Below are 22,074 nucleotides of genomic sequence, written 5' to 3'. Positions count from 1 at the left end.
ACTGACGGGGACGTTCGGTGGGACGAGGCCAATCTAGCAAGGCACCGAGGCCTCGGCTCACCGCGCGAGACGGCTCCAGCCGAGCGCCTCGCGCTGGGCCCTCGGCAGGGACGCGACGACGAGGTCGTAGGAGTCCTCGACGAGGTCCCGCACGTCGCCGTCCGTCAGCTCGCCGTCGAGCCGCACGTCGCTCCAGTGCTTCTTGTTCATGTGGTACGCGCCGGTGATCTCGGGGTGTGCGGCGCGCAGCTGCACGATGAGCGCGGGCTCGCCCTTGAGCGCGACGGTGAGGGGAACGGCGTCGAGCACCGAGAGGGCGAACATCTTGCCGGGCCGCTCCGCGCCGCCGGCGGGCGCGCGGACTTTGAACACCGAGGCGTCGGGACCGAACGGGAAGTCCTCGTAGGCCCCGGGGAAGCCGAGGCACAGGGAGCGCAGGCCGGCGGCGTCCATCAGGCGCCCGTCGTGCTGGTGGTGCGGATCTCGCGCTGCGGGCAGGCATCCATGACGACGTCGAGCCCGGCCGCCTTGGCCCGCTCGGCGGCCGCCTCGTCGATGACGCCGAGCTGCAGCCACACGGCCTTCGCCCCGACCTCGATCGCCTGGTCCACGACGGCGCCGACGTGCTGGGAGTTGACGAAGCAGTCGACGACGTCGATGGGGTGCAGCTCGGCGGGGATGTCCGCGAGCCGCGCGTAGCCGGTCTCGCCGTGGACGTCCTCAGCGCGGAGATTGACCGGGATGATGCGGTGGCCAAGCCGGTCGCGGAGGAACTCGGCGACGCCGTACGCCGCCCGCCACTCATTCCGGCTCAGCCCGACGACGGCCCACGTGCCGGGCGTCGAGATGAGGTTCTCGATGAGTTCGGGGTCGTTGACGTGCGCCATGGGGCCACTCTACGCCGGGCGTGCGGGGCGCCCGACGTGCCCGACGGCACCGGGGGCACGGTGTCTAGCGGCCTGAGCCCTTGCCCTCGGCCCGCGCGCCCGGGACCTCGCCGCGCGAGACACGGGCCAGCTCGCGCAGCTCCGTGATGGAATCCTCGGCCGCGGCCCCGCCCTGCCCGGATGCGGCGTCGGCGTCCGTCTCCCCGGGGTCGCCAGCACCCGAGCCGTCCTCCGGGGCTGCGTCCGCGGCTCCTGCGAACGTGTCGGGGGTCGTCGGCTCCGGGGCCCTGCCGCCGTCCGGCGCGCCGGAGACCGTGTCCGGCGCCGCGGCGCGCGGGTCGGCCGCGGCATCCTCCGCGTGCCCGCGTCCCAAGGCCGCCGCTCCGCCGAGGATGCCCTGCTGCTCCGCCTTGCCGGACGAGGCCTTCGTGGGCTGCGCCCGCTTCGCCCCGCCCGTCGCGGAGACGCCGGGCAGCCACGGCGGGGCGACGGCGTCGTCCGCTGCCCCGTCGGCGGCGCCACCGAGGGGCTCGACGGCGGGCGACGGCGTGCCCTCGGCTTGGGCGGCGGGAGGCTCGGCCACGACGGCCGGGGCGTCGGGAACGATCCAGCCGAACGGGTCCCCGCCCAGGGCGGCGACGCCGGTGGCGCCGAGCCCCATGGCGGCCACGACCACCGCGCTGATCATTGCGCCGCGGTGGCGCTTGACGGTGCGGGGGCGCATCGGCTGGACGACGGCGGCGGGCCGGGCGTGCGGGATGGCGGGCACGGTCGTCGACGCGTCGGCGAGCAGAGCGGCGAGCTCCCCGGTGGGCGCGGGCGCCGTTGCCGGGCGCAGCGCGCGGATTCCCTCGAGCGCGCGGGCGAGCGCGTCGTCGTGCGCGAGGCCCGCCTCCGCGAGAACCTCGCCAACGACGCCCTGGGGCTGCTGAGCGCTCATCGAACCCATTCCTCCTCCGACACATGATCACGGAGGGCCTTGAGGGCCCTGCGCTGCAGCTGCTTGACCGCGCCGGGACTCTTCCCGAGCACGTCAGCCACCTCTTCGATGCTCAGCTCCGCGACAATGCGGAGCATGATCACTTCCCGCTGATCGCCCCTGAGCCGGCCGATCAGCAGCTCGGCGTCCGTCTGCCCCGCGGCGACGAGGGCCTCGTGCTCGGCCGAGGAGACCCTGCGGTCGTCCTCCTCCGGGTCGTAGTCCACGGTCCGCGGCCTGCGCTCGGTGCGCCGGTAGTAGTCAACGGCGCGCGCATGCGCGACGGAGAATACGAAGGTGCGCAGCCCGGCGATTCCCCCCGTGACTCCGTCGAGGCGGGGCAGCACGCTCAGGAAGACGTCCTGGGCGAGCGCCTCGGGGTCGTCGACCCCGCGCCCCTTGAAGTATCCGAGCACCGCCGGGGCGAGGGCACGGTACACGAGGGTGAACAGCTCATGCTGCGTCCGGGCGCCGGGCCCGAGGTCTGATTCACTCAGTTCTTCCACGGTTTCCCCCATGGTCCTGCTGCTCTCGGCGAGGCCACCGGCGTTTCTGACCTGCCGCAGTCACAGTGTGCTCATCACAGCATATGAGAGAAGCCGGGCTGGAACATGATGGGGGACAGATTCCAGCCCGGCTTGCACTCTGGTAATCGTCCGGGGACGGCCCAGGGTTACGCGGTCCCAAGATTTTTTTCGGGCCGGCGATTCGGGCCAGCGATTCGGCTAGTCGATGAGGTCGCGGACCACGATCGTCTGGTCCCGGTCGGGGCCCACACCGATCGCCGAGAAGCGCGTCCCGGAGAGCTTCTCGAGGCTCTCGACGTAGTGCCGCGCGTTCGCCGGCAGGTCGTCGAGGCTCTTCGCCCCAGAGATGTCCTCGGTCCAGCCGTCGAAGTACTCGAAGATCGGCTTCGCGTGGTGGAACTCGGTCTGGGTCATGGGCATCTCGTCGTGCCGGACGCCGTCGACGTCGTACGCGACGCACACGGGGATCCGCTCGATGCCCGTGAGGACGTCGAGCTTGGTCACGAAGTAGTCCGTGAAGCCGTTCACGCGCGAGGCGTGGCGCGCCAGCACGGCGTCGTACCAGCCGCAGCGGCGCGGGCGGCCCGTGTTGACGCCGAACTCGCCGCCGGTCTTCTGCAGGTATTCGCCCATCTCGTCGAAGAGCTCGGTCGGGAAGGGGCCGGCGCCGACGCGGGTCGTGTAGGCCTTGATGATGCCGATCGAGCGCGAGATGCGGGTCGGGCCGATGCCCGAGCCCACCGAGGCGCCGCCCGCCGTCGGGTTCGACGACGTCACGAACGGGTACGTGCCGTGGTCGACGTCGAGGAAGGTGGCCTGGCCGCCCTCCATGAGCACGACCTTGCCCTCGTCGAGGGCCTGGTTGAGCACGTACGTCGAGTCGATGACGAGCGGGCGGAGCCGCTCGGCGAACGAGAGGAAGTACTGGACGATCTCCTCCTCGATGACCGCGCGGCGGTTGTACACCTTGACGAGGAGCTCGTTCTTCTGGCGCAGCGAGCCCTCCACCTTCTGGCGCAGGATCGACTCGTCGAAGACGTCCTGGACGCGGATGCCGAGGCGCGCGACCTTGTCCATGTAGGCGGGGCCGATGCCGCGGCCGGTCGTGCCGATGGCGCGCTTGCCGAGGAAGCGCTCGGTGACCTTGTCGAGGGTCTGGTGGAACGGCGCGACGAGGTGCGCGTTCGCCGAGACGCGCAGGCGGGACGTGTCGGCCCCGCGGGCCTCGAGCCCGTCGATCTCCTCGAAGAGCGCCTCGAGGTTCACGACGCAGCCGTTGCCGATGATCGGGACCGCGTTGGGGCTCAGGATGCCCGCGGGGAGGAGCTTGAGCTCGTACTTCTGGCCGCCGACGACGACGGTGTGCCCCGCGTTGTTGCCGCCGTTGGGCTTGACCACATAGTCCACGCGGCCGCCGAGCAGGTCTGTCGCCTTGCCTTTGCCCTCATCGCCCCACTGGGCTCCGACGATCACGATTGCTGGCACTGGGTCCCTCCCGGACTCCGCCGCGGCCGGATGGCCGGCGGCCTACATGGGAACGCCCCGGGTCTCGCCGCGACGACAGCGCTGCAAGAAAGGCCGGGGCTCTTGCCACCCAAGTCTACCGAAGCGGCACGCCGAGCCGCGAAAATGGGCGCAGGGACGCGTGAGGAGGCTCTCGATGGTCGGCGGAGGCCAGGCGGAGCGTGCAGGGGACGACACCGTACGTGCGGCCCGCTCGCCCGGAGGCCGGTTCCTCGCCCGCGGCGGATTCGTGTTCGTGGGGCTGCTCCACCTGATCGTGGCCTACCTCGCACTCCGCGTGGCCCTGGGCGGCCGGGCGGCGCTGGGCGGCGCCCAGCACGCTGACCAGAGCGGCGCCGTGGGCGCGATCGCGTCGGCGCCGGGCGGGCTCCTCGTCCTGTGGGCTGGGGCCGTGTGCTGCGCGGCGCTCGCGCTGTGGTGGGTCAGCGAGGCCATCCTCGATGCGCGCCGTCCCTCGAGCGGGACGTGGGACGTGCTCATGTCCGCGGGGAAGGCGACGCTGTTCCTCGCCGTCGGCGGCCTCTTCCTCTCCTACGCGCTCGGCGCGGGGCCCGACTCGCGCGAGAAGGCGCAGGAGATCACCGCGACGATCCTCGCGGCACCGGGCGGGCAGCTCGTGCTCTTCGCGATCGGCACCGTCCTCGTGGGCGCGGGCGTGTACTACGTGTGGCGCGGCGTGACGCGGGAGTTCCTCGGGCAAGAGGTGCATGCCCACGGCCGGGCCCGCAGGCCCGTGGCCGCCGTGGGCGTGTTCGGCTACGCGGCCAAGGGCGTCGCCCTCGCGATCGTGGGGATCCTGGTCGCCGTGGCAACGGCCCGGCATGACCCGTCCGAGTCGACGGGGCTCGACGGCGCCCTTCGCGGCCTCGCGGCCCAACCCTACGGGGCGTGGCTCCTCGGTGCGGTGGCTCTGGGCCTGGCCTGCTTCGGCATCTACTCGATGGCCAGAGCCAAATACGGCACCATCTGACCCCTTCCCTCTCGGGTACATATCTCGACGGCGGATTCTGTCTGTCAAGTGCAATCTGGTGGGGTCAGGCGGCGTCGGGCAGGAGGAGCTCGGTGAGTGCCTGGGCGGGGGTGCGGAGTCCGAGGGTGGGCCGGGGCCTCTTGTTGAGGAGGTCCTGGACCCGGCGGAGGTCTTCGGCGGTGTGGCCTGAGAGGTTGCTGCCCTTTTCGAACCAGAAGCGCAGGAGCCGGTTGGTGTTCTCGTTGGACCCGCGCTGCCAGGGCGAGTGGGGGTCGGCGAAGTAGACCGGGGCCTGGAGCTCGAGCATGATCCGGGCGTAGTCGGCCATCTCGCTGCCCCGGTCCCAGGTGATCGAGCGGCGCAGGTGCGCGGGCAGCTGGCCCATGGCCTCGATCATGGCGTCGGCGACGACGTCGGCGGTGTGCCGGCCGCCGGGCAGGTGCAGCAGGATCACGAAGCGGGTGCTCCGCTCGACCAGGGTTCCGATCGCGCTTGCCCCGTCGCCGCCGATGATCAGGTCCCCTTCCCAGTGCCCGGGCACGGCCCGGTCCTCGACGGTGGGCGGGCGCTGGCTGATGGTCAGGGCCTCCCCATAGGGGCGGTTGCGGTCTGCGGCCCTGCCCCGGGAGACCCGGTCGCGGCGCTTCAGGCTCAGGCGCTGGTGGAGGTCCTGGCGCAGGACGCCGCGGGACTGGACATAGAGGGCCTGGTAGACGGTCTCGTGGCTGACCTGCATGGTCCTATCATCCGGGTTGTCCTGCCTCAGGACCTGGGAGATCAGCTGCGGGCTCCAGCCCTGGTCGAGGTGCTCCTCGACAGCGGCGGCCAGCCGCGGGCAGGCGGCGAGCTTGCCCGGCCGGGGCCGGCGGCGCCGCTCGGCGGCGAGGAACTCGGCCGTGACGGCATCGTAGACACCATCGGCACGCCGGTTGCGCCCGATCTCGCGGCACAGCACCTGGGGCGAGCGTCCCAGCCGCCCGGCGATCCACCTCTGGGTCCGGCCCTCTTCCAGGAACGCCTGGATCAGGCAGCGCTCGTAGAACGAGACCCTGCCCGACCCGGTGCCGCCGCCGGGCGGCGCCGCGGCCTCCGGCTCGGGGGCCGGGATCGGCACGGTCGGCGGCAGCACGGGCAGGCCCCCACCGGGGCCGTGGAGCATCCTCACGCCGCCGATCCTCTTCCAGCGCTCGTACGCCGCGTGGCGCGACACTCCGACAGCTCTGGCCGAGGCCGTGAACGACCTCCCCGAGTTCAGGAACCCGTCGAACCGTTCCCAGACCTCATCCCCAATCCGCGGACGCCCGCCCACCAGCCCCACCCCACCCAATCCCCAAAAGATTGCACTTGATGGATTGAGCATGGCGACGCCCTTTCGGGCTTCCGGGTACATATCTCGACGCTCTTTTCGGCTTCCGGGTACGAGGCGCGGAGCCCTGGGCGGCCTTGGTGAGCCGGCGTAGGGCGCACGACGGCGGGCGGCGAGTGCCGCCGTCGTGCGCCACGAGCGCCTCGCCCAACATTGCGGCGGGATTGCGGCGGGATTGCGGCCGGGACACTCAGATCACTATTGAGGAAGGCACTCTGGGCCTAAGGGCCCCCGCGTCACGAGCCGCATACGTTTCGGCAGCAGTTCGCCCCGAGCCCAGTCAACCTCCCTCCGGCCGCTCCACAATGAGCTGACCTACACGGTTCGTCCTGAGAGCGAGAAGTGCGATGCACCGGTCACGTGCCTTCCGAGCAGCGATGTCAGCAGCGGTGTGCGCGGCAGGCCTTCTCGTTGCCTGCGGCCCGCCCGCTTCAGCACCCCCGGCCAGCCCGGACCAAATCTCCGCGCCCCCGACCACGCCGGCCCCGGCGGCTGCTTCCCCTGAAGCGCGGGCGGCCTGGACGAGCTACACCACGGCCGACGGCGACCTGACCTTCGACCTGCCCCGAACCTGGACGATCAAGGACCCGGCCGGAGAGCTGCCCGAGGGCGGCGGGGTCTTCGTGGAGGTCTCGAACGAGGCAGGCAAGCCGATGGCAACGCTGCGCACCAACATGGCGACTGGCTCGACCTGCACCGAGCGCTACCCGTACTCGGTGCTGCACTCCCAGCCGCTAGCGGCCCTGGCGCAGGGCGGAGAGACCCCGCGCTTCGTCTTCGAGACACGAGGCGACCCCTCCGCCGCCGAGCCGAGCCACACCACCGTCGCCGGCTACGGCATCGTGACCGCGCAGGAACCCACCGGCGACACGGCCTGCCCCCTCTTCCACTTCTTCCGGTGGCCTCCCAGCGCGGCCATGTTCGGGGCGTTCTACAACCCGGAGAGCAACGCAACCCCGGGCGATCCCTCGGCGCCCTACCTCGAGAAGGCCAAGCTGTACGCCGGCACGCAGGAATTCCAGGACATCCTGCGGATGATCACCTCGCTCCGGCCTGCCGGATAAGTCAGGGCTTGGGCGCGTCGGGCACTGCCTCAGCGTTCGAGCAGGTCTTTGAGGTTCCTGAGGACGAGCTGCCAGGTCTTCTCCGACTCCGCGGCCTCGTCCTCGCTACCGTTGTTGCCCTGGGTGATCGTCACCCGGCTGCGGCCGCCGTCGTCCTCGATCCGGTACTCGACCGTGTGGTAGTTCTCCGAGATGTCCGGCTTGCCGCTCAGCGGGCTGTAGTGCGTGATCCGCAGCAGCCCCGGCGGCTCGGATGCGAGGATCTCCCCGTGGTCCCTGTACTGCCTGCCCTTCCATTCGCCGCTGAACATGATCGGGCTGCCCACCTCCCACGTGGACTCGGCGTCGGTGCCGAGGAAATAGTCCTTGATCTGCTCTGGGCTGGTCAGCGCCTCCCAGACCCGCTCGCGGCTCGCCTCGATGGTCGTGGACGCAACGGCGTCCCTCGCGAAGTTGTTCATGGCAACCTCCCTTGGGCCCCAACGTACGCGCGCCGTCACGGAATCGTAAGGCGTGCACGACCCTGAGCCCGGCGCACGCGGGCACGATGGGTACGTGAGAGCTGTGAAGGATCTGGAGAGGGGCCGGCCCGGGACGAGCATCGCGATTGTGGGAGGGTCTGGCCTGTACCGCATCGATGGACGCGCGGAGGAGGTCGAGGTCCGAACCCCCTACGGCCCAACGTCGGGACCGATCTCCCTCGTCGCCGTTCGGGGCACCACGATCGCGTTTCTTCCGCGCCACGGCCGAGGCCACACGGTGGCCCCCCAGGCCGTCAACTACCGCGCCAATCTCTGGGCGCTCAAACACCTCGGCGTGTCCGCGGTGTTCGCGTCCGCCGCGTGCGGGGCCCTCGTCCCCGAGCTCGCGCCCGGGACGTTCGTGATCCCGGATCAGTTCATCGACCGGACGTGGGGTCGCAGGGACACGTTCTTCGACGGGCAGGGCCCGGGCGCCGCAGCCGGGGTCCAGCACCTCACTGCCGCTGATCCGTATTGTCCGACGCTGAGGGGAATCCTCTCGGACGCCGTGGACGAGGCCCGCATGCCCTGTGTCGCGTCGGCGACGATGGCGGTCATCAACGGCCCTCGTTTCTCGACCAGGGCCGAGTCTCGGTGGTTCGCTCAGGCCGGCGCCCACGTGGTCGGAATGACCCAGTACCCCGAGGCGGTTCTCGCCGCAGAGCTGGGGCTCGGCTACGCGACCCTCGCGTTCGTGACCGACTCCGATGCCGGCGTCGACGCCGCCGAGGCGGTGACTGCGGACGTGGTGTGGGACCGTCTCGCCGCGGCGGGCAAGGTCTTCGAGCGCGTCCTCACGGCCGCAGCGGAGCGCGTCCCAGCCGATTACGAGCCCAGGGCGCTCCTTCCCAAGGAAGCCGTCCACATCCTCATGGCCGCCAGCGTGCCGTCCGCGAACGTCCCGGCGGGGGTTGGAGGATGAGGCTCCTCGTCACTGGCGGCGCCGGATTCATCGGCTCGGCGGTCGTGCGCACTGCGCTCACGGCAGGCTGGGATGTCCGCGTGCTCGACGCGGCGGCCCGCCGGGAGGGGGCTGGCCCAACGGTCGACGGTGCAGACTATGTGCGCGGAGACGTCGCCACGCCGGAGGTGCTCGACGCGGTCCTGCCAGGCGCCGACGTCGTCTGCCATCTCGCAGCGAAGGTTGGCCTTGAGCAGGGCATCGCGGACGCGCCGTCGTACGCGAGCGCCAATGTCCTCGCCACTGCCGAGCTTGTGTCGGCGCTCGCCCGCCACCGGGTGCGGGGGCTCGTCCTGGCCTCGTCGATGGTCGTCTACGGCGACGGGTCGTACGTCCACCCCGGGTCGGGGCGGAGCGTTCGCCCCGCGCCGCGACGGGAGGCCGATCTCGCCGCGGGGCTTTTCGACCCCCGCGACCCGGACGACGGCGCCATCCTCCTCCCGGCGCGCACCTCCGAAGACGCTCCCACGGATCCGCGCAGCGTCTACGCACTGAGCAAGCTCGCGCAGGAACATCTCGCCGCGGCGTGGGCGCGCGGGACGGAGGGAACCGCCATCGCGCTCAGGTACCACAACGTGTACGGCCCGGGCATGCCGCGGAACACTCCCTATGCGGGGGTGGCTGCCCTGTTCGCGTCGGCCGTGGCGCGGGGCGAGGCGCCGCAGGTGTTCGAGGACGGCCGGCAGCGGCGGAGCTTCGTGCACGTTGAAGACGTCGCAGCGGCAACAGTGCTGGCGGCCGGAGCTGTCGCCGGGAAGGCCGGGGACAGCTCGAGTTCAGGGTCCTTCCGCACCTTTAACGTCGGCGGGCCCTCGGTGCAGACCATCCTCGACGTGGCCGAAGCCCTCGCCTGCCGGCCCGGCGCCCTGGCTCCGGTCGTCACCGGCCGATATCGTCCCGGGGACGTCCGCCACATCGTCGCCAGCTCGGCCGCGATCGCCGCCGAGCTCGGCTGGCGTCCGCACATCGCCTTCGACGATGGGATGCGCGGCCTCGCCGCGGGCCTCTGAGATCTGGGGACCGGCGTCGCCCGTCCCCTGGTCACCGCCGGCCTCGGCCGGGAAGGCGAGGGTGAAGCGGCAGCCGCCGTCGCAGTTCTCCACCGTGACGTGACCGTCATGGGCCCGGAGGATGCCCGCGACGACGCTGAGCCCCACGCCTGCACCGGCGTAGAGCGATGTGCCCGCCCCAGTCGTCGCTGATTTGCCCCGCGAGGCCGACTTGCGCCAGCCCGGGGTGAAGAGGTGTGGCAGGTCTTCGTCCGGAATGCCTCCGCAGGAGTCCTGGACCCACACACGGCTTTCCCCGAAGCCGACCGTGACCACGCCTCCCTCGACGCTGTACATGATGGCGTTGAGCACCACGTTCCGCAGGGCCCTGCTTACCGTCCGCGCATCGGCCAGGACCCGCGACCCCGACGACTCGCCGCCGGCCAGGGCGATTCCCCGCTGCGCCGCGAGCGGTGCGAGCTCGGCCATGACGTCGCTCGCGAGATCGTAGAGCTCGAGCGGTTCCGCCCGCAGCGTCAGGGTCCCGGCTTCGAGCGTTGACAGCTCGAGGAGGTCGTTGACCAGGAGGGCCATGTGGTCGGTCTCGGCGATCATGCGCCGGTGGTAGTCGGCGGCGTCGGTGGCCACGCCGTCCTCGAGGGCCTCCGCCATGGCCCGCACGGCCGCAAGCGGGGTCCGCAGGTCGTGGGAGATCCACGCGACGAGCTCGCGCCGGGCCGATTCTATGGCCGCCTCGCGGGCCCGCGACTCCTCGAGCCTGCGGCTCGTCCGGGCGAGTTCGTCCGCGAGGGCAGCGAGTTCGGCGCTTCCGACGGGACTCGCAGCCTGTGGCCCTCCTTCGGCGAGGACTTCGCCGCGGCCGATCCTTGCGGCGTCGGCGATGAGCCTCGACGTCGAGCGCGAGAGGCGAAGGCCGAGGAAAAGCGACATCGCGGTCGCCACGGCGCCCGCCGCGGAGAGGATCACCCACAGCGCCAGGAGGTCGCTTTCGGCGATCGCCATCGCCTCCAAGGCATTGACGATTCCGGCGACGAACACTGCGACCGTCGCCGCGACGACGATGACGAGCTGGATCCAGAAGGGCGCCCGCCGGGCGAGCCGCTGGAGCCCGATGCTCAGTGCGGTGATCCCGAGCGCCCAGACGAGCAGCCAGCCGAGGATGCCGAGGAGGGCCTGTGCCTGCATCAGGGGCGCCCTTCGAGTCCGTCGAAACGGTATCCCACACCCCACACGGTCGCGAGGAGTCGTGGATGCCTGGGATCCGCCTCGATCTTCTCGCGGAGCCTGCGGACGTGGACAGTCACGGTCGAGAGATCCCCGAAGGACCAGCCCCACACGGCCTTGATGAGCTCCTCGCGGCTGAATGCCTGGCCCGGATGCCGCAGGAAGAACGCGAGCAGATCGAACTCCCGGAGGGTGAGCGCGAGCGGCCGGCCCCGCAGCGTCGCTGTACGCGATCCGGGGTCAAGCCAGATCCCGCCGCCCTCAACGGACGGTTCGGGGTCGAAGTCCTTGAGGCTCCTCCGCAGCACGGACTCGACCCGGAGGACGAGCTCGCGCGGGGAAAAGGGCTTCGTGATGTAGTCGTCGGCGCCGGCCTCGAGCCCCGTGATCCGGTCCTCCTCGGTGCCCAAGGCGGTGAGCATGATGAGAGGGACATCCGTCGTGGCCCGCAGCCGTCGGCACACCTCGGCGCCGTCGAGGCCCGGGATCATGCGGTCCATGAGGATGAGGTCGGGCTCGCGCGTCGCGGCAAGATGGATCGCGGTGAAGGCGTCGTGGGCGACATCCACCTGGAATCCGGCCTGCACGAGGTACCCCCGCACGACGTCGCTCAAGGTCAGCTCGTCTTCGACGACGAGAACCCTCCGGTTGCCCAACGCCGGCGCCGGCGTGCGGAGTCGGTCTGCGCTCACCCTCGCAGAATAGGCCCTTCCCCGGGCCACGGCGCCTGGCTGGAGCCGTCTGCGGGCATCGTTCCGCGTTCCGTAAGGTTATCCGGGCGCACAGGGCGGACTTCGGTCCTAGCGTCATGGGTGTGGACTCGATCCGTGCCGATGTCGTCTTCCCGTGCTTGGACGAACGGGAGGCGCTTCCGTGGGTCCTGGGGCGTGTCCCCGCGGGATGGCGGGCGATCGTGGTCGACAACGGCTCGTCCGATGGGTCCGGGGAGGTCGCCGCGGAACTCGGCGCGACAGTTGTCGTCGAACCGCGCCGCGGTTTCGGCGCCGCGGTCCACGCGGGACTCGAGCGGGCCTCCGCCCCATTCGCCGCGGTGTGCGACGCGGACGGCTCCCTTGATCCGGCCGACCTCCCTCGCCTTCTGAGCGCGCTCGAGGACGGCGAGGCCGACCTCGTGCTCGGGGCCCGCCGGCCTGATCGCGGAGCGTGGCCCGTGCACGCGCGGCTCGCGAACGCGGCCTTGGCCGCTGTGGTGCGATCCGCGGCGCTGAGGCACGGATCCCGCGTGCCGCTGACCGACCTGGGCCCCTTGCGGGTGGCCCGCACCGACGCGCTCCGGGGCCTCGGTCTGCGCGATCGGCGCAGCGGCTACCCCCTCGAAATGGTGCTCAGGGCCGCCGAGGCGGGCTGGCTCATCGCCGAGGTCCCGGTCCGCTATGTGCCCCGCGTGGGCCGCTCCAAGGTCACGGGAACCGTGCGGGGCACCGTGACCGCCGTCCGAGACATGGCTGCGCTCCTCGCCGAACGCCGCCCGCGGCTCGGAAGGCCAGCGGACGACGGCGCGCCGCGGGCTGCCGCATCCGGGCTGACCATCGCCGTGGTCGCCAAAGAATGTGTCCCCGGACGCGTCAAGACCCGCCTGTGCCCGCCGTTCTCGCCCGAGGACGCCGCGCTCGTGGCGGCGTCGAGCCTCGAGGCGACCCTCGACGTCGTCCGCTCCCTGCAGGCCCGCCGCCGCGTCCTGTTCTTCGACGGAGATCCGCGCGCCGCCGCCTCCCGTTCTTCGACGGAGTTCGACGTCCTCGCCCAGCCCTCCGGCGGCCTCGACTCCCGGCTCGCCGCCCTCTGCGACGCCATCGACGGGCCCCTCCTCATCCTCGGCATGGACACGCCCCAGCTCACGCGGGCGCACCTTGCCCCGCTCTTCGACGAGTGGCAGGGGCGGGACGCATGGTTCGGCCCCGCGGACGACGGCGGCTTCTGGGCTCTCGCCCTCGCCCGCCCCGACGGTCGGCTCATCCGCGGTGTACCCATGTCCCGGCCCGACACCGGCCGGCGGCAGTTCAACCGCCTCCGCCGCGCGGGCCTCACCGTCGGAGAGCTCCCGACGCTGCGCGACGTCGACACGGCCACGGACGCCGAAGCCGTCGCCGCGGCCATCCCAGAGACCGACTTCGCGGCCGCCGTCGGCCGCGCTCTCAATGCGATGCCCCGCAGTGTGCCTGACCCGACGGAGGCATCATCGTGACCGTCACTGCGGCTCAGGCTGGCACTGCCGCCTCGTCGTTCGGGCGCGGCGGCAGCTCCCCGTACGCGCGGGCCCTGCGTCGCGGCCGCGGAACCCTCCACCTCGTGACGGACGGGCCCGGGCAGGGCACGGTCCAGGCCCGGTTCGACGTCGGCGCGTGGTTCCGCGTCACGGCGGGGGAGCGCTCGCTCGTGGCCGAGCTGCGGGGGCCCGTTCTGGACATCGGGTGCGGGCCCGGGCGGCTCGTGGCCACCGCACGTGCCCTCGGGCTCGACGCCGTGGGGATCGACGTCGATCCGGAGGCCGTGCGACTCACCCGGAAAGGCGGCGGCGAGGCCATCCACTGCTCCGTGTTCGACGCCGCGGCCTCGCTCCGCGCGAGCGGCCGCCCCGGCGAGGGATGGGGAAGCGCGCTCCTGTTCGACGGCAACATCGGGATCGGCGGCGAGCCCATGAGCCTGCTCCACAGGATCCGGGATCTCACAGCGCCGGGCGGACGGGCGTGGGTCGAGACCGCGGCGCAGCCGTGGACAAATCGGCGCTTCACGGCGCGCCTGCGCGATGCCTGGGGTCGCGAAAGCCGCGACTTCCCCTGGGCGTCAGTCGGGTGGGAGGTGCTGCCGGCCCTCGCCGACGCGTGCGGCTGGGACACCCTCGCCACGCGTGCCCTCGAGGGGCGCGTGTTCTGCCAGCTCAGGCGCCGCTGAGCGCCGCGTCAACGGGTCCTGCGGTGCGGCGTCCGCCGACCCCAGCTGCCGGCCCGCGCGGCCGCCGTGACCAGAGGCATCCACACGCCGTCGTGGAGGAGGACGGCGGCGGCCAGCCACGCTCCGAGTCCCAGGAGCTGCGGCGTGGTCAGCATGCCGGCCAGGAGGACGATGCCCACCCCTGTCAGGGCGGCCCCGACGGCGACGACGGCGATTCTCATCCCCGCCCTCCTGTGATCACGCGCAGCTCGGCGAGCCATTTGGTCTGGAGGACGCCGGGACGGCCCGGTGCGATGAGCCGCGCCGGGAAGCCGTGGTCGAGGCTCAGCGGCTCGCCTTCCAGGCGGAGGGCGACGAGCGTGAGCGGGTCCCACGCGAAGTGCTGGGGCAGGATGCTCATGCGGTAGTTCCCCGATCGCTCGAGGCTCTCGACGACGACGTCCCCCGCGCTGGCCCCGGCCGCCTCGAGGAGGGCGGTGAGGGGCACTCCGCCCCATCTGGCGTCCTGGACCCAGCCTTCGACGCAGGCGATGGGGAGCGAGTGCTCGGCCTGCGGCAGGGCGGCGAGGTCGGCGAGGCCGAACTCCGAGACCCGATCGCCGACGACGACGCGCAGCCGCCACTCCGGCGCGCCCGCTGGCACGGCGACCCCCGCCGCTTCCGCCGTGCGGTTCACCGCGAGGCCCTGCGTTCCGCGGCCGGGCCGTCGCGGAGTGAACACCGCAAGGTCCCGCACGGCCGGGACGTTCTGGCTCGCCGTGCCCACGAAGGCGGCCACGGCGCCGGCGGCGACAAGGGCCAGGACTCGCCGGCGCGATCGGCCGGCGTCGTGGGTGTCCTCGGGGGCGGGCCCGGCTGGGTCTGCGGTGCCCGCGGGCCGGCTCCGCCGCCAGTGCGCCGCGATCCTGGGGTACTTGACCGCGACGTGGATGAGGAGCGAGCCCAGGATCACCCACGCGAGGGCGAGGTGCGTCTCACGGAACGGGAACGGCCACGGGTACCACTCGAAGGTGTTGATGACCCCAGTCGCGACCTCGACGAGCGAGGCCGAGACGAGAACCGCAATGCTCGCCCGCTCGAGCGCATGCAGGATCGACGTGACCGGAGGCCATCGCAGGAGTTCCGGGTATACGGCCCACAGCTTCCCCAGCAGGAGCGGAATGCTGACCGTTCCCGCGACGATGTGCACCGTCTGCGTCAGGCCGTAGAGCCAGACCGGACGGGAGAACGTGACGCCGGCCCACGTCGAAGGGTCCTGGAGCAGATGCGAGTAGAAGCCCGTCACGAGGCACAGCGCGAACGTCAGAGCGAGCCACCGGCCGATCACGACCGAGAGCCTCGTTCCGCGGGCCGGGGAGTGCACCGCGTCAAGGAGCCTTGCTGACACGGCCGCGGCGATCCGACCGCCGGCTCGGCTGCTATCCCGATCCATGGTTCTAGGACAGCACCGTCGGTGTCCGGACCGGCTGCCCAGACCTTACGGAATGGGAACGGGCCGGGCTGGACAGGCCACGAGGGGTCCGCCGTGGGGCACAGTGGAACCGTGGCTTCCCCTGCGCTCGGGCGCGCCCTGCGACGGGCATTGGCTGCGCGCGCGCTCCGTCCCGGCGCCCTCGCCGTCGGGCTCGCTCTGGCTCTCGCGGTCTTCGCCGCCGCCGTCGCGTGGACGGTCGTCGAGCGCGACGGCGGGCGGGCGCACGTCCTCGCCGGAACGGCCGCGTGCTGGGCGGCCGCGGCGGGTGCCTGGCTCGTGCTCCGCCTCGCCGAACGGCGGGGGGCCTCGAAGCGCTGGGTGACTCTCGCCGTCGTCCTGGGCCTTCTCGGAGCCGGGGCCGCAGCCCTCGCTGCACCGCCGTCGACGAGCAACGACTCCGCCCGCTACGCCTGGGACGGCATCGTGCAGAAGGCCGGAATCTCGCCGTATCGGGACGTCCCGGCCGCTGACGCACTCGCGGACCTGCGTCCCTCCTGGCTGTTCGCAGCCGAGTGCGACGCTGGCTCGCCCCACTTTCCCACCGGCGACGTCGTGACCACCTCGGTGCCGAGCGGAACCCCGCTGTGCACAGCGATCAACCGCCCCCACGTCCCCACGGCGTATCCGCCGGTGGCGGAGGTGTACTTCCTGCTGGTCCGGCTCCCGCTGCCCTCGAGCGCGGCGTGGCTCGCCTTCCAGACGGCGGGGCTGGCCCTCGCCGTCGTCGTTGCCCTCATGCACCTTCAGGCGATGCGGCACGAAGGGAGGCCCCTGTCGTGGGCGGCGCTCTGGGCGTGGAACCCGCTCGTGCTGCTCGAGGCCGTCAACAACGCGCACGTCGACGTGCTCTCGGCCGCCCTCCTCCTCGGAGCCAGCATCCTGCTCGGAACCAGCATCCTGTCGGTGCGGAGGGCAGTCGCGTCAGGCGTGCTTTTCGGTCTCGCGGTGGCGACCAAGCTTATCCCCGTTGCTGCCCTGCCCGGCATGCTGCGCAACAGACCGTGGCATGTCATCGCGGGGGCCAGCCTTGCCGTCCTCGTCGCCTATGTCCCCTACGTTGCGGTGTCCGGGCCGGCCGTCATCGGATACCTGCCCGGCTATCTGTCGGAGGAAGGGTACACCTCCGGCGACGCGACCCGCTTTGCCCTCCCCGGGACGGTGCTGCCACCGCCCGCGGCGCTCGTCGTCGGCCTCGCCGCGGTCCTCGCCGTGTGGGTCTGGGTGTGGGTGCGCCGGAACACCATGTCGCCCGCCGCCGCGCAGACGATCGCCGTCGGCTGGACGCTCATCATCACGTGCCCGAGCTATGCGTGGTACTCACTCATGCTCATCCCGCTCGCGGTGCTGGGCCGCCGGCAGGAGTTCCTCATCGTGCCGCTCGCTCTCCAGGCGGTGACGGCAATAGCGGGAACGGATGCCGGTCCCGCAGTGAGCCGCGTCGCCATGGCAGTCGCTGCGGCCGTGATCCTGGCCACGGCAGTCCGTCGACGCCGCACCCGTCAGCTCGTTGAGCGCCTTGGGCCAGCTTCGTCGTAGCGAATCCGCGATTCCTCGATGCTCGGGTAGTTGGCGATGGCCCAGCTCGCCAGGGCCAGGGACGGCTCGATGAGGGTTTGGCCCACCTCCGTGAGCTCGTACTCCACCCGCGGGGGCACCTCTGCGTGGACGGTCCGTTCGATGAGCCCGTCCCGTTCGAGCTGCCGCAGCGTGAGGGTGAGCATCCGCTGGGAGATGCCCGGTATGTGGTGCTGCAGCTCGGTGAAGCGGAGCTTGCCGTCCATGAGCGTGCCGATCACGAGCAGTGACCACTTGTCGCCGATGCGGTCAAGGACTTCACGGATGGCCTTGCCATGGCTGTCATTGCCCTTGCACGAGCCTTCGTACGCGCTCTTCGGCGCCTCGGCCCTCAGCTCGGCGGTGCCCATGGATTGCTCCCGTCCTGATCCCGTCGTGATCCCGGTGTGCGCCACGCACACGGAGGTGCCTTTTGTAGACCTCTCCAAGATGACGCATCATGGCGTTACTTACTCATCGTAACAGTGCACACGATTTGTCTGTTACCTGTCGAAGGAGAAGCTGCCATGCTCGTCGCACTGTGGATCATCAATGGGCTCCTCGCCCTCGCCTTCCTCGCAGCCGGCGCCCTCAAGACGGTCCGGCCCAAGGAAGCCCTGGCCGGCGCGGGCATGCCCTGGGTCGAGGACTTCGGGTCCCGCACGATCAACCTCATCGGTCTCGCCGAAGTCCTCGCGGCGGTCGGACTCGTGCTTCCCCTGCTGCTGGGCGTTGCGCCGGTCCTGACGCCGCTGGCAGCGCTCGGCCTGCTCATCGTGATGATCGGCGCCGCCGTCGTCCACCTCCGCCGCCGGGAGAAGGCGGTCGTGCCCATGGTCCTTGCCGCCCTGGCCGCAGCCAGCACGTTCATCGGCTTCGCCGTCGTCCTCGGTTGATCCGGCGGATCGGGGATCGCGGTCGCGGCATTGAAGGCGCGTGCACAATGCCCGTGCGCTTCGTGCTCTGGCCCACCAAGGGGGCCACCGGTCAGCGGCTCTGCCCCTGCAAGCGAGCCAAGGGAAGGTGCTTCGCCTACAGCCGCTATGGAGATCGCTAGCGGGTTCTTGCCGAACGGTGTGAGGATGCCACCTGCCTCCGCGTGTCAGAACGGTGGTGGTTCTTGCCCGGGTGTGCTGGGCGGTGGGCTCTTGGATGGGCTGCCGAGTGGGCCGTAGGGAGGTCTTTCGGGCGGGCGGGGCGGGCCTGGTGACGTGATGTGGGTGCGGCCGAGGGGTGAGGTCCAGACGATCGTCCCGTCGCCCCGGGGCTGGCTCGCCGTCCAGTAGCCCAAGGTCTTGATCCGATGGTGCTCGGAGCAGAGGAGGGCGAGGTTGGTGGTGTCGGTAGTGCCGCCGCGGGACCATTCGTGGGTGTGGTCGGCTTCGGTGTGCGGGTGGGTGCGGTCGCAGGCGGGGAAGCGGCATCCGGTGTCCCGGGCGGCGAGGAAGCGCCGCAGCGCCGGGGGCGGGGTGTAGCGAGTGCGTCCGAGGGCGAGTGGGGCCCCGGTCTGCGGGTCGGTGAGGATCCGCAGCCAGGTGTCGGCCTGGGCGGCCAGGCGGCGCGCGGTGGCCGCGTCGATCGGTCCGTAGCCGAGGATCTCGCCGGGGGCGTCGCCGAAGGCCAGGCCCGCCGCGGCGAGTTCGGCGGCGGCGTCATGGGCAGGGCCGTCGGACGGGACGTCGGCATGGCTCTCGGCAGGGCCGTCGCCAGGGCCGTCGGCCGGGCACGCTACGGATTCGTCGTCCGGTTCCGAGTCCGCCCCCGCGTCCCTGGCCAAGCGCGGCCCACCGGCCCGGCGATCAGCTGGGGCCGGGAGCAGCTGGGGGACGAGTGTCGTGGCGGGGACGGTCACGACGATCTCCATGCGGACTCCGCCGCGGGCGGGGGAGCCGCCGGCCGGGGCGCCGCCGGTTGGGGCGAGGAGGATGTCGGTGAGGGCGTCGGCACGGCGCTGGGCTGTGGTGCGGGGGTCCTCCGGGGATGCCTGGGCTCGAGCGGCGGCCTGGAGGCGGGCGTCGATGGCGGCGCCGGCCTCGAGCGGGAGGTAGGCGTAGAGGTGGCACATGCCGTCGTCGCCGGGCTCGAGGTCGACCCGGCGCTGCTCCCGGGCCTGCCGTGCCCTGGTCGTGAGGGTCTGGGCGCTGTGCTCCTCGGCCATGCGCCGCAGCGCCCTCGAGAGGGCCGGCACGGACGGACGCTCCGGGCCTTGGGCTGCGTGCTGGGCCGGATCGCTGGCCGGGGCGGCCACCGCGACGGCGCGCTCGAGAAACTCCTCCACAGCGTCGGAAGGGATGGGGGCGGCGGCGCGAAGGATGGTCTGCGCGCGGGGCCGGTCGAGCCGGCCCTCCTGCAGCGCGGCCAGCACCGGCCTGGCCTCGGGCGCCGTCAGAGCCAGCGACTCGGCAACGAGCGCCCTCGCCGCCCTCGGGGGCAGGGAGCGTTCGGCGGCGATCTCGGCCGCCGTGAGCGACTGGGCCCGGGAGCGCTCGAGCACATCGGGCGCGTCCGCCCCAAGGAGGCTCGCGACCCCGCGGACCATGAGGACCCGCAGCGCGTGCAGCTCGGCCTCGGCGGCGTCGACGCCGGCCAGGCCCGCCATCAGTGCTTCGATGGAACGCTGTCGGTTGCGGTCGGCGACCGCGACGGGGTGGAGGATCACGGGGCCCCCGGCGTCGTCCTCGTCGGCCTCCCAGTCTCTGCACTCGTAGTCGGCGCGGCCCGGATCGGCGGCGGGGTCGTCGAGATAGGCGGGATAGTCCCTGCCGTCCCACGCCTCCGCTTCGTCGGGGAACAGCTCTGGATCCTCAAACCACGGCCCTGGGTCCTCGAATGCCAGCCCCGGATTCCCGAGCCATTGCTCGGGCTCCCCGATCGGCAGCGGGACGGGCCCGGGCGGCACGGACGACGGCTGCAACCCGCCGTCGTCCGCCACCCCCCGGAGCTCCTCCATGACCCCACTCCATCACAGGGCTCCGACAATTCTCGCCGCGGTTGCCGCGCGGTCGCCGCGCGGGACCCGCTCGCCGCGGCTGCGACGATGTGCACGCACCTGGCAAACTCTCGCCGCCGCCTGGCGACGGGGCCGCAGGGCGGCTGAGCGTCGCGGGCCGCCTCCACGCTCCGACGCGTGCATCACCGCCGTCCCCCCTGTCCTCTGGACGGCGCTGAGCCCTAGGCTGAGGGATGTCCACGATGGCCTCTTCCCTCCCAGACCTCAGCACCGTGGCCGAACTCGCCGCCCAGCTCCGGGTGGACTCCGTTCGCTCCAGCACGAGTGCGGGGTCCGGGCACCCGACCTCCTCCATGTCCGCGGCAGACCTGCTCGCCGTCCTGATCAGCAGGCACCTGCGCTATGCCTGGGACAACCCGGACGATCCGCGGAATGACCACCTCATCTTCTCGAAGGGGCACGCCTCTCCCCTGGCCTACTCGGCGTTCCGGGCCGTCGGGGCCATCCCCGAGGACGAGCTCCTCCACGGCTACCGCCGGTTCGGCCAGCGCCTCGAAGGGCATCCCACGCCCGCCGTGCCGTGGGTCGACGTCGCCACCGGCTCGCTCGGCCAAGGACTGCCCGACGGCGTCGGGGTCGCCTTGGCGGGCAAGTACCTCGACCGCCTCCCCTACCGCGTGTGGGTCCTCTGCGGCGACAGCGAGTTCGCCGAGGGCTCGATCTGGGAGGCGCTCGACAAGGCCTCCCACTACCGGCTCTCGAACCTCGTGGCGATCGTCGACGTCAACCGCCTCGGACAGCGCGGCGAGACCGAGCTGGGATGGGACACCGGGGCGTATGCGCGCCGGGTGGAAGCCTTCGGGACGCGCGCGTTGGTCATCGACGGCCACGATCTCTCGGCGATCGACGGGGCATTCGCCGCCGCCGCGGACCCGTCGGACGGCCGTCCCACGGTGGTCATCGCGAGGACCGTGAAGGGGAAGGGGTTCTCCGAGGTCGAGGACAAGCCGGACTGGCACGGCAAGCCGTTCCCCGAGGACATGGCCGAGCGGGCGGTCAAGGAGCTCGGCGGCCCGCGAGACCTCCGCGTCCGGGGCATCGCCCCAGAGGACGACGGCGAGCTGCCGCGGCGCGAGGAGGCGACGGCCCCGGAGCTGCCCGAGCACGAACCAGGCGAGAAGGTGGCCACGAGGAAGGCGTACGGCGAGGCGCTCGCCGCGCTGGGAGCTGCCGATCCCGCCGTCGTCGCCCTCGACGGCGAGGTGAGCAACTCGACGTACGCCAGCTCGTTCGCGGAGGCGCATCCCGACAGATTCTTCGAGATGTTCATCGCGGAGCAGCAGCTCATCGGGGCGGCAACGGGCCTCTCCGTCCGGGGATACAAGCCCTTCGCCTCGACGTTCGCGGCCTTCCTCACCCGCGCCCACGACTTCATCCGCATGGCCGCCGTCTCCCGGGCCGACCTGCGCCTCGTGGGCTCACACGCCGGAGTCGAGATCGGCGCCGACGGACCCTCGCAGATGGGCCTCGAAGACCTCGCCATGCTCCGCGCGGTCCACGGCTCCACGGTCCTGTACCCGAGCGACGCGACGAGCACCGCGGCCCTCGTCGAACAGATGGCCCGCACCTCCGGCATCAGCTACCTGCGCACGACGCGCGGCGCCTACCCGGTGCTGTACCGCTCGGGCGAGGATTTCCCCGTCGGAGGGTCGAAGACGCTCCGGGCGAGCGAGGACGACGACGTCGTCCTGATCGGCGCGGGCGTCACCGTCCATGCGTGCCTCGCCGCCGCGGACGAGCTTGAGGCCGAGGGCATCCACGCCCGCGTCATCGACTGCTATTCGATCAAGCCGATCGACGAGTCCACCCTCCGGGCGGCAGCCGGCGCGACCCGGGGGCGCCTGGTCATCGCGGAGGACCACCACCCCGAAGGTGGGCTCGGGTCGGCCGTGGTCGACTGCCTCCTCGCCCGCGGCCGGACCAGCTTCGACGTGCGGCGCCTCGCGGTGTCGGCGATGCCCGGCTCTGGCTCAGGAGAGGAGCTCCTCGCCTGGGCCGGCCTGGACGCGGCGTCGATCGCCGAGGCCGCCCGCGGCCTGGTCCGCGGAGGCTAGCGAATCAGGCGCGCTGCCGCGGAGGGTCTCGGGTAC

General features: G+C 71.9%; 21 protein-coding genes and 1 pseudogene. 9 read left to right on the top strand and 13 right to left on the bottom strand.

The genetic code is table 11. From position 1 onward, the window contains the following. Window positions 1–57 precede the first annotated feature (57 nt). The 5 genes from BV907_RS17355 to BV907_RS17335 form a co-directional block, all read right to left on the bottom strand. Window positions 58–453: an MmcQ/YjbR family DNA-binding protein gene (locus tag BV907_RS17355; RefSeq protein ID WP_077491003.1), complete on the bottom strand. Its 396-nt coding sequence runs from the start codon at window positions 451–453 to the stop codon at window positions 58–60. Further along, the gene (locus BV907_RS17350) at window positions 453–887 is read right to left on the bottom strand and encodes a CoA-binding protein (RefSeq protein WP_077491002.1); all 435 of its coding nucleotides are present in this window, start codon (window positions 885–887) and stop codon (window positions 453–455) included. Before BV907_RS17350 ends, BV907_RS17355 begins: the two co-directional genes overlap by 1 nt. Window positions 888–951: 64 nt before the next feature. Further along, window positions 952–1,827: a hypothetical protein gene (locus BV907_RS17345; RefSeq protein WP_077491001.1), complete on the bottom strand. Its 876-nt coding sequence runs from the start codon at window positions 1,825–1,827 to the stop codon at window positions 952–954. Continuing rightward, complete coding sequence (locus BV907_RS17340; RefSeq protein WP_245828058.1) at window positions 1,824–2,372, bottom strand: RNA polymerase sigma factor; 549 nt, start codon at window positions 2,370–2,372, stop codon at window positions 1,824–1,826. Before BV907_RS17340 ends, BV907_RS17345 begins: the two co-directional genes overlap by 4 nt. Before the next feature lie 219 nt (window positions 2,373–2,591). After that, on the bottom strand, window positions 2,592–3,878 hold the full coding sequence (locus BV907_RS17335; RefSeq protein ID WP_077490999.1) for an adenylosuccinate synthase: 1,287 nt from the start codon (window positions 3,876–3,878) through the stop codon (window positions 2,592–2,594). Between the two features lie 175 nt (window positions 3,879–4,053). Between BV907_RS17335 and BV907_RS17330 the strand changes: the two genes are divergently transcribed. Beyond that, window positions 4,054–4,887 (top strand): DUF1206 domain-containing protein, encoded by an 834-nt coding sequence (locus BV907_RS17330; RefSeq protein WP_077490998.1) that lies wholly within the window; start codon window positions 4,054–4,056, stop codon window positions 4,885–4,887. Between the two features lie 64 nt (window positions 4,888–4,951). On the opposite strand, the gene BV907_RS17325 is transcribed toward BV907_RS17330, so the two are convergent. Then, a complete protein-coding gene (locus BV907_RS17325; protein ID WP_425441656.1) occupies window positions 4,952–6,247 on the bottom strand; it encodes an IS30 family transposase in 1,296 nt (431 codons plus the stop codon). A 383-nt stretch (window positions 6,248–6,630) separates the two neighbouring features. Between BV907_RS17325 and BV907_RS17320 the strand changes: the two genes are divergently transcribed. After that, entirely contained in the window at window positions 6,631–7,317 is a 687-nt protein-coding gene (locus BV907_RS17320) for a hypothetical protein (RefSeq protein ID WP_077490997.1), read from the top strand. A 29-nt stretch (window positions 7,318–7,346) separates the two neighbouring features. Here the strand turns inward: BV907_RS17320 and BV907_RS17315 are convergent, their stop codons facing one another. Further along, window positions 7,347–7,778: an SRPBCC domain-containing protein gene (locus BV907_RS17315; protein ID WP_077490996.1), complete on the bottom strand. Its 432-nt coding sequence runs from the start codon at window positions 7,776–7,778 to the stop codon at window positions 7,347–7,349. A gap of 94 nt (window positions 7,779–7,872) precedes the next feature. Between BV907_RS17315 and BV907_RS17310 the strand changes: the two genes are divergently transcribed. Both BV907_RS17310 and BV907_RS19470 read left to right on the top strand, forming a co-directional pair. Further along, window positions 7,873–8,760 carry an MTAP family purine nucleoside phosphorylase gene (locus tag BV907_RS17310; RefSeq protein WP_245828057.1) on the top strand — a complete coding sequence of 296 codons (888 nt, stop codon included), beginning with the start codon at window positions 7,873–7,875 and terminating at the stop codon, window positions 8,758–8,760. Next, entirely contained in the window at window positions 8,757–9,809 is a 1,053-nt protein-coding gene (locus BV907_RS19470) for an NAD-dependent epimerase/dehydratase family protein (protein WP_077490995.1), read from the top strand. The genes BV907_RS17310 and BV907_RS19470 overlap by 4 nt, the downstream gene beginning before the upstream one ends. 54 nt (window positions 9,810–9,863) lie before the next feature. Here BV907_RS19470 and BV907_RS19465 read toward each other — a convergent pair. Further along, window positions 9,864–10,739, bottom strand: a pseudogene (locus BV907_RS19465) (sensor histidine kinase); the annotation flags it as partial. 254 nt (window positions 10,740–10,993) lie between these two features. Next, window positions 10,994–11,725, bottom strand: a complete 732-nt coding sequence (locus BV907_RS17295) for a response regulator transcription factor (protein ID WP_077490993.1) — start codon at window positions 11,723–11,725, stop codon at window positions 10,994–10,996. Window positions 11,726–11,847: 122 nt separating this feature from the next. Between BV907_RS17295 and BV907_RS19715 the strand changes: the two genes are divergently transcribed. Together BV907_RS19715 and BV907_RS17285 are read left to right on the top strand one after the other, a co-directional pair. Beyond that, window positions 11,848–13,239, top strand: a complete 1,392-nt coding sequence (locus BV907_RS19715; protein WP_342745577.1) for a DUF2064 domain-containing protein — start codon at window positions 11,848–11,850, stop codon at window positions 13,237–13,239. Then, window positions 13,236–13,946 (top strand): class I SAM-dependent methyltransferase, encoded by a 711-nt coding sequence (locus tag BV907_RS17285; protein WP_077490991.1) that lies wholly within the window; start codon window positions 13,236–13,238, stop codon window positions 13,944–13,946. Before BV907_RS19715 ends, BV907_RS17285 begins: the two co-directional genes overlap by 4 nt. An 8-nt stretch (window positions 13,947–13,954) precedes the next feature. On the opposite strand, the gene BV907_RS17280 is transcribed toward BV907_RS17285, so the two are convergent. Further along, window positions 13,955–14,167 carry a hypothetical protein gene (locus tag BV907_RS17280; RefSeq protein ID WP_077490990.1) on the bottom strand — a complete coding sequence of 71 codons (213 nt, stop codon included), beginning with the start codon at window positions 14,165–14,167 and terminating at the stop codon, window positions 13,955–13,957. Continuing rightward, window positions 14,164–15,378 (bottom strand): molybdopterin-dependent oxidoreductase, encoded by a 1,215-nt coding sequence (locus tag BV907_RS17275; protein ID WP_077490989.1) that lies wholly within the window; start codon window positions 15,376–15,378, stop codon window positions 14,164–14,166. The genes BV907_RS17280 and BV907_RS17275 overlap by 4 nt, the downstream gene beginning before the upstream one ends. Window positions 15,379–15,489: 111 nt before the next feature. Here BV907_RS17275 and BV907_RS17270 point away from each other — a divergent pair, with 111 nt between their 5' ends. After that, window positions 15,490–16,956 carry a glycosyltransferase family 87 protein gene (locus BV907_RS17270; RefSeq protein WP_175637510.1) on the top strand — a complete coding sequence of 489 codons (1,467 nt, stop codon included), beginning with the start codon at window positions 15,490–15,492 and terminating at the stop codon, window positions 16,954–16,956. Here the strand turns inward: BV907_RS17270 and BV907_RS17265 are convergent. After that, window positions 16,920–17,345 (bottom strand): winged helix-turn-helix transcriptional regulator, encoded by a 426-nt coding sequence (locus BV907_RS17265; protein WP_077490987.1) that lies wholly within the window; start codon window positions 17,343–17,345, stop codon window positions 16,920–16,922. The genes BV907_RS17270 and BV907_RS17265 overlap by 37 nt on opposite strands. Window positions 17,346–17,501: 156 nt before the next feature. Here BV907_RS17265 and BV907_RS17260 point away from each other — a divergent pair, with 156 nt between their 5' ends. Next, the gene (locus BV907_RS17260) at window positions 17,502–17,870 is read left to right on the top strand and encodes a DoxX family protein (RefSeq protein WP_077490986.1); all 369 of its coding nucleotides are present in this window, start codon (window positions 17,502–17,504) and stop codon (window positions 17,868–17,870) included. A gap of 206 nt (window positions 17,871–18,076) precedes the next feature. Here the strand turns inward: BV907_RS17260 and BV907_RS17255 are convergent, their stop codons facing one another. Next, a complete protein-coding gene (locus BV907_RS17255; RefSeq protein ID WP_077490985.1) occupies window positions 18,077–19,924 on the bottom strand; it encodes an HNH endonuclease in 1,848 nt (615 codons plus the stop codon). A gap of 242 nt (window positions 19,925–20,166) precedes the next feature. Between BV907_RS17255 and BV907_RS17250 the strand changes: the two genes are divergently transcribed. Beyond that, window positions 20,167–22,038 carry a transketolase gene (locus BV907_RS17250; protein WP_245828056.1) on the top strand — a complete coding sequence of 624 codons (1,872 nt, stop codon included), beginning with the start codon at window positions 20,167–20,169 and terminating at the stop codon, window positions 22,036–22,038. Window positions 22,039–22,074: the final 36 nt, after the last annotated feature.

The organism is Sinomonas mesophila (genome assembly GCF_001999765.1).
Taxonomy (GTDB): Bacteria; Actinomycetota; Actinomycetes; order Actinomycetales; family Micrococcaceae; genus Sinomonas; species Sinomonas mesophila.
Note: the sequence above shows the minus strand (reverse complement) of the source record. Positions and strands in the feature narration are given on the sequence as shown.

What these genes read in the sequence shown, in the direction of transcription:
- BV907_RS17355 (WP_077491003.1), bottom strand. Translation starts at nt 453, where the DNA reads ATGGACGCCGCCGGCCTGCGCTCCCTGTGCCTCGGCTTCCCCGGGGCC.
- BV907_RS17350 (WP_077491002.1), bottom strand. Translation starts at nt 887, where the DNA reads ATGGCGCACGTCAACGACCCCGAACTCATCGAGAACCTCATCTCGACG.
- BV907_RS17345 (WP_077491001.1), bottom strand. Translation starts at nt 1,827, where the DNA reads ATGAGCGCTCAGCAGCCCCAGGGCGTCGTTGGCGAGGTTCTCGCGGAG.
- BV907_RS17330 (WP_077490998.1), top strand. Translation starts at nt 4,054, where the DNA reads ATGGTCGGCGGAGGCCAGGCGGAGCGTGCAGGGGACGACACCGTACGT.
- BV907_RS17325 (WP_425441656.1), bottom strand. Translation starts at nt 6,247, where the DNA reads ATGCTCAATCCATCAAGTGCAATCTTTTGGGGATTGGGTGGGGTGGGG.
- BV907_RS17320 (WP_077490997.1), top strand. Translation starts at nt 6,631, where the DNA reads ATGTCAGCAGCGGTGTGCGCGGCAGGCCTTCTCGTTGCCTGCGGCCCG.
- BV907_RS17315 (WP_077490996.1), bottom strand. Translation starts at nt 7,778, where the DNA reads ATGAACAACTTCGCGAGGGACGCCGTTGCGTCCACGACCATCGAGGCG.
- BV907_RS19470 (WP_077490995.1), top strand. Translation starts at nt 8,757, where the DNA reads ATGAGGCTCCTCGTCACTGGCGGCGCCGGATTCATCGGCTCGGCGGTC.
- BV907_RS17280 (WP_077490990.1), bottom strand. Translation starts at nt 14,167, where the DNA reads ATGAGAATCGCCGTCGTCGCCGTCGGGGCCGCCCTGACAGGGGTGGGC.
- BV907_RS17275 (WP_077490989.1), bottom strand. Translation starts at nt 15,378, where the DNA reads ATGGATCGGGATAGCAGCCGAGCCGGCGGTCGGATCGCCGCGGCCGTG.
- BV907_RS17265 (WP_077490987.1), bottom strand. Translation starts at nt 17,345, where the DNA reads ATGGGCACCGCCGAGCTGAGGGCCGAGGCGCCGAAGAGCGCGTACGAA.
- BV907_RS17260 (WP_077490986.1), top strand. Translation starts at nt 17,502, where the DNA reads ATGCTCGTCGCACTGTGGATCATCAATGGGCTCCTCGCCCTCGCCTTC.
- BV907_RS17255 (WP_077490985.1), bottom strand. Translation starts at nt 19,924, where the DNA reads ATGGAGGAGCTCCGGGGGGTGGCGGACGACGGCGGGTTGCAGCCGTCG.
- BV907_RS17250 (WP_245828056.1), top strand. Translation starts at nt 20,167, where the DNA reads ATGGCCTCTTCCCTCCCAGACCTCAGCACCGTGGCCGAACTCGCCGCC.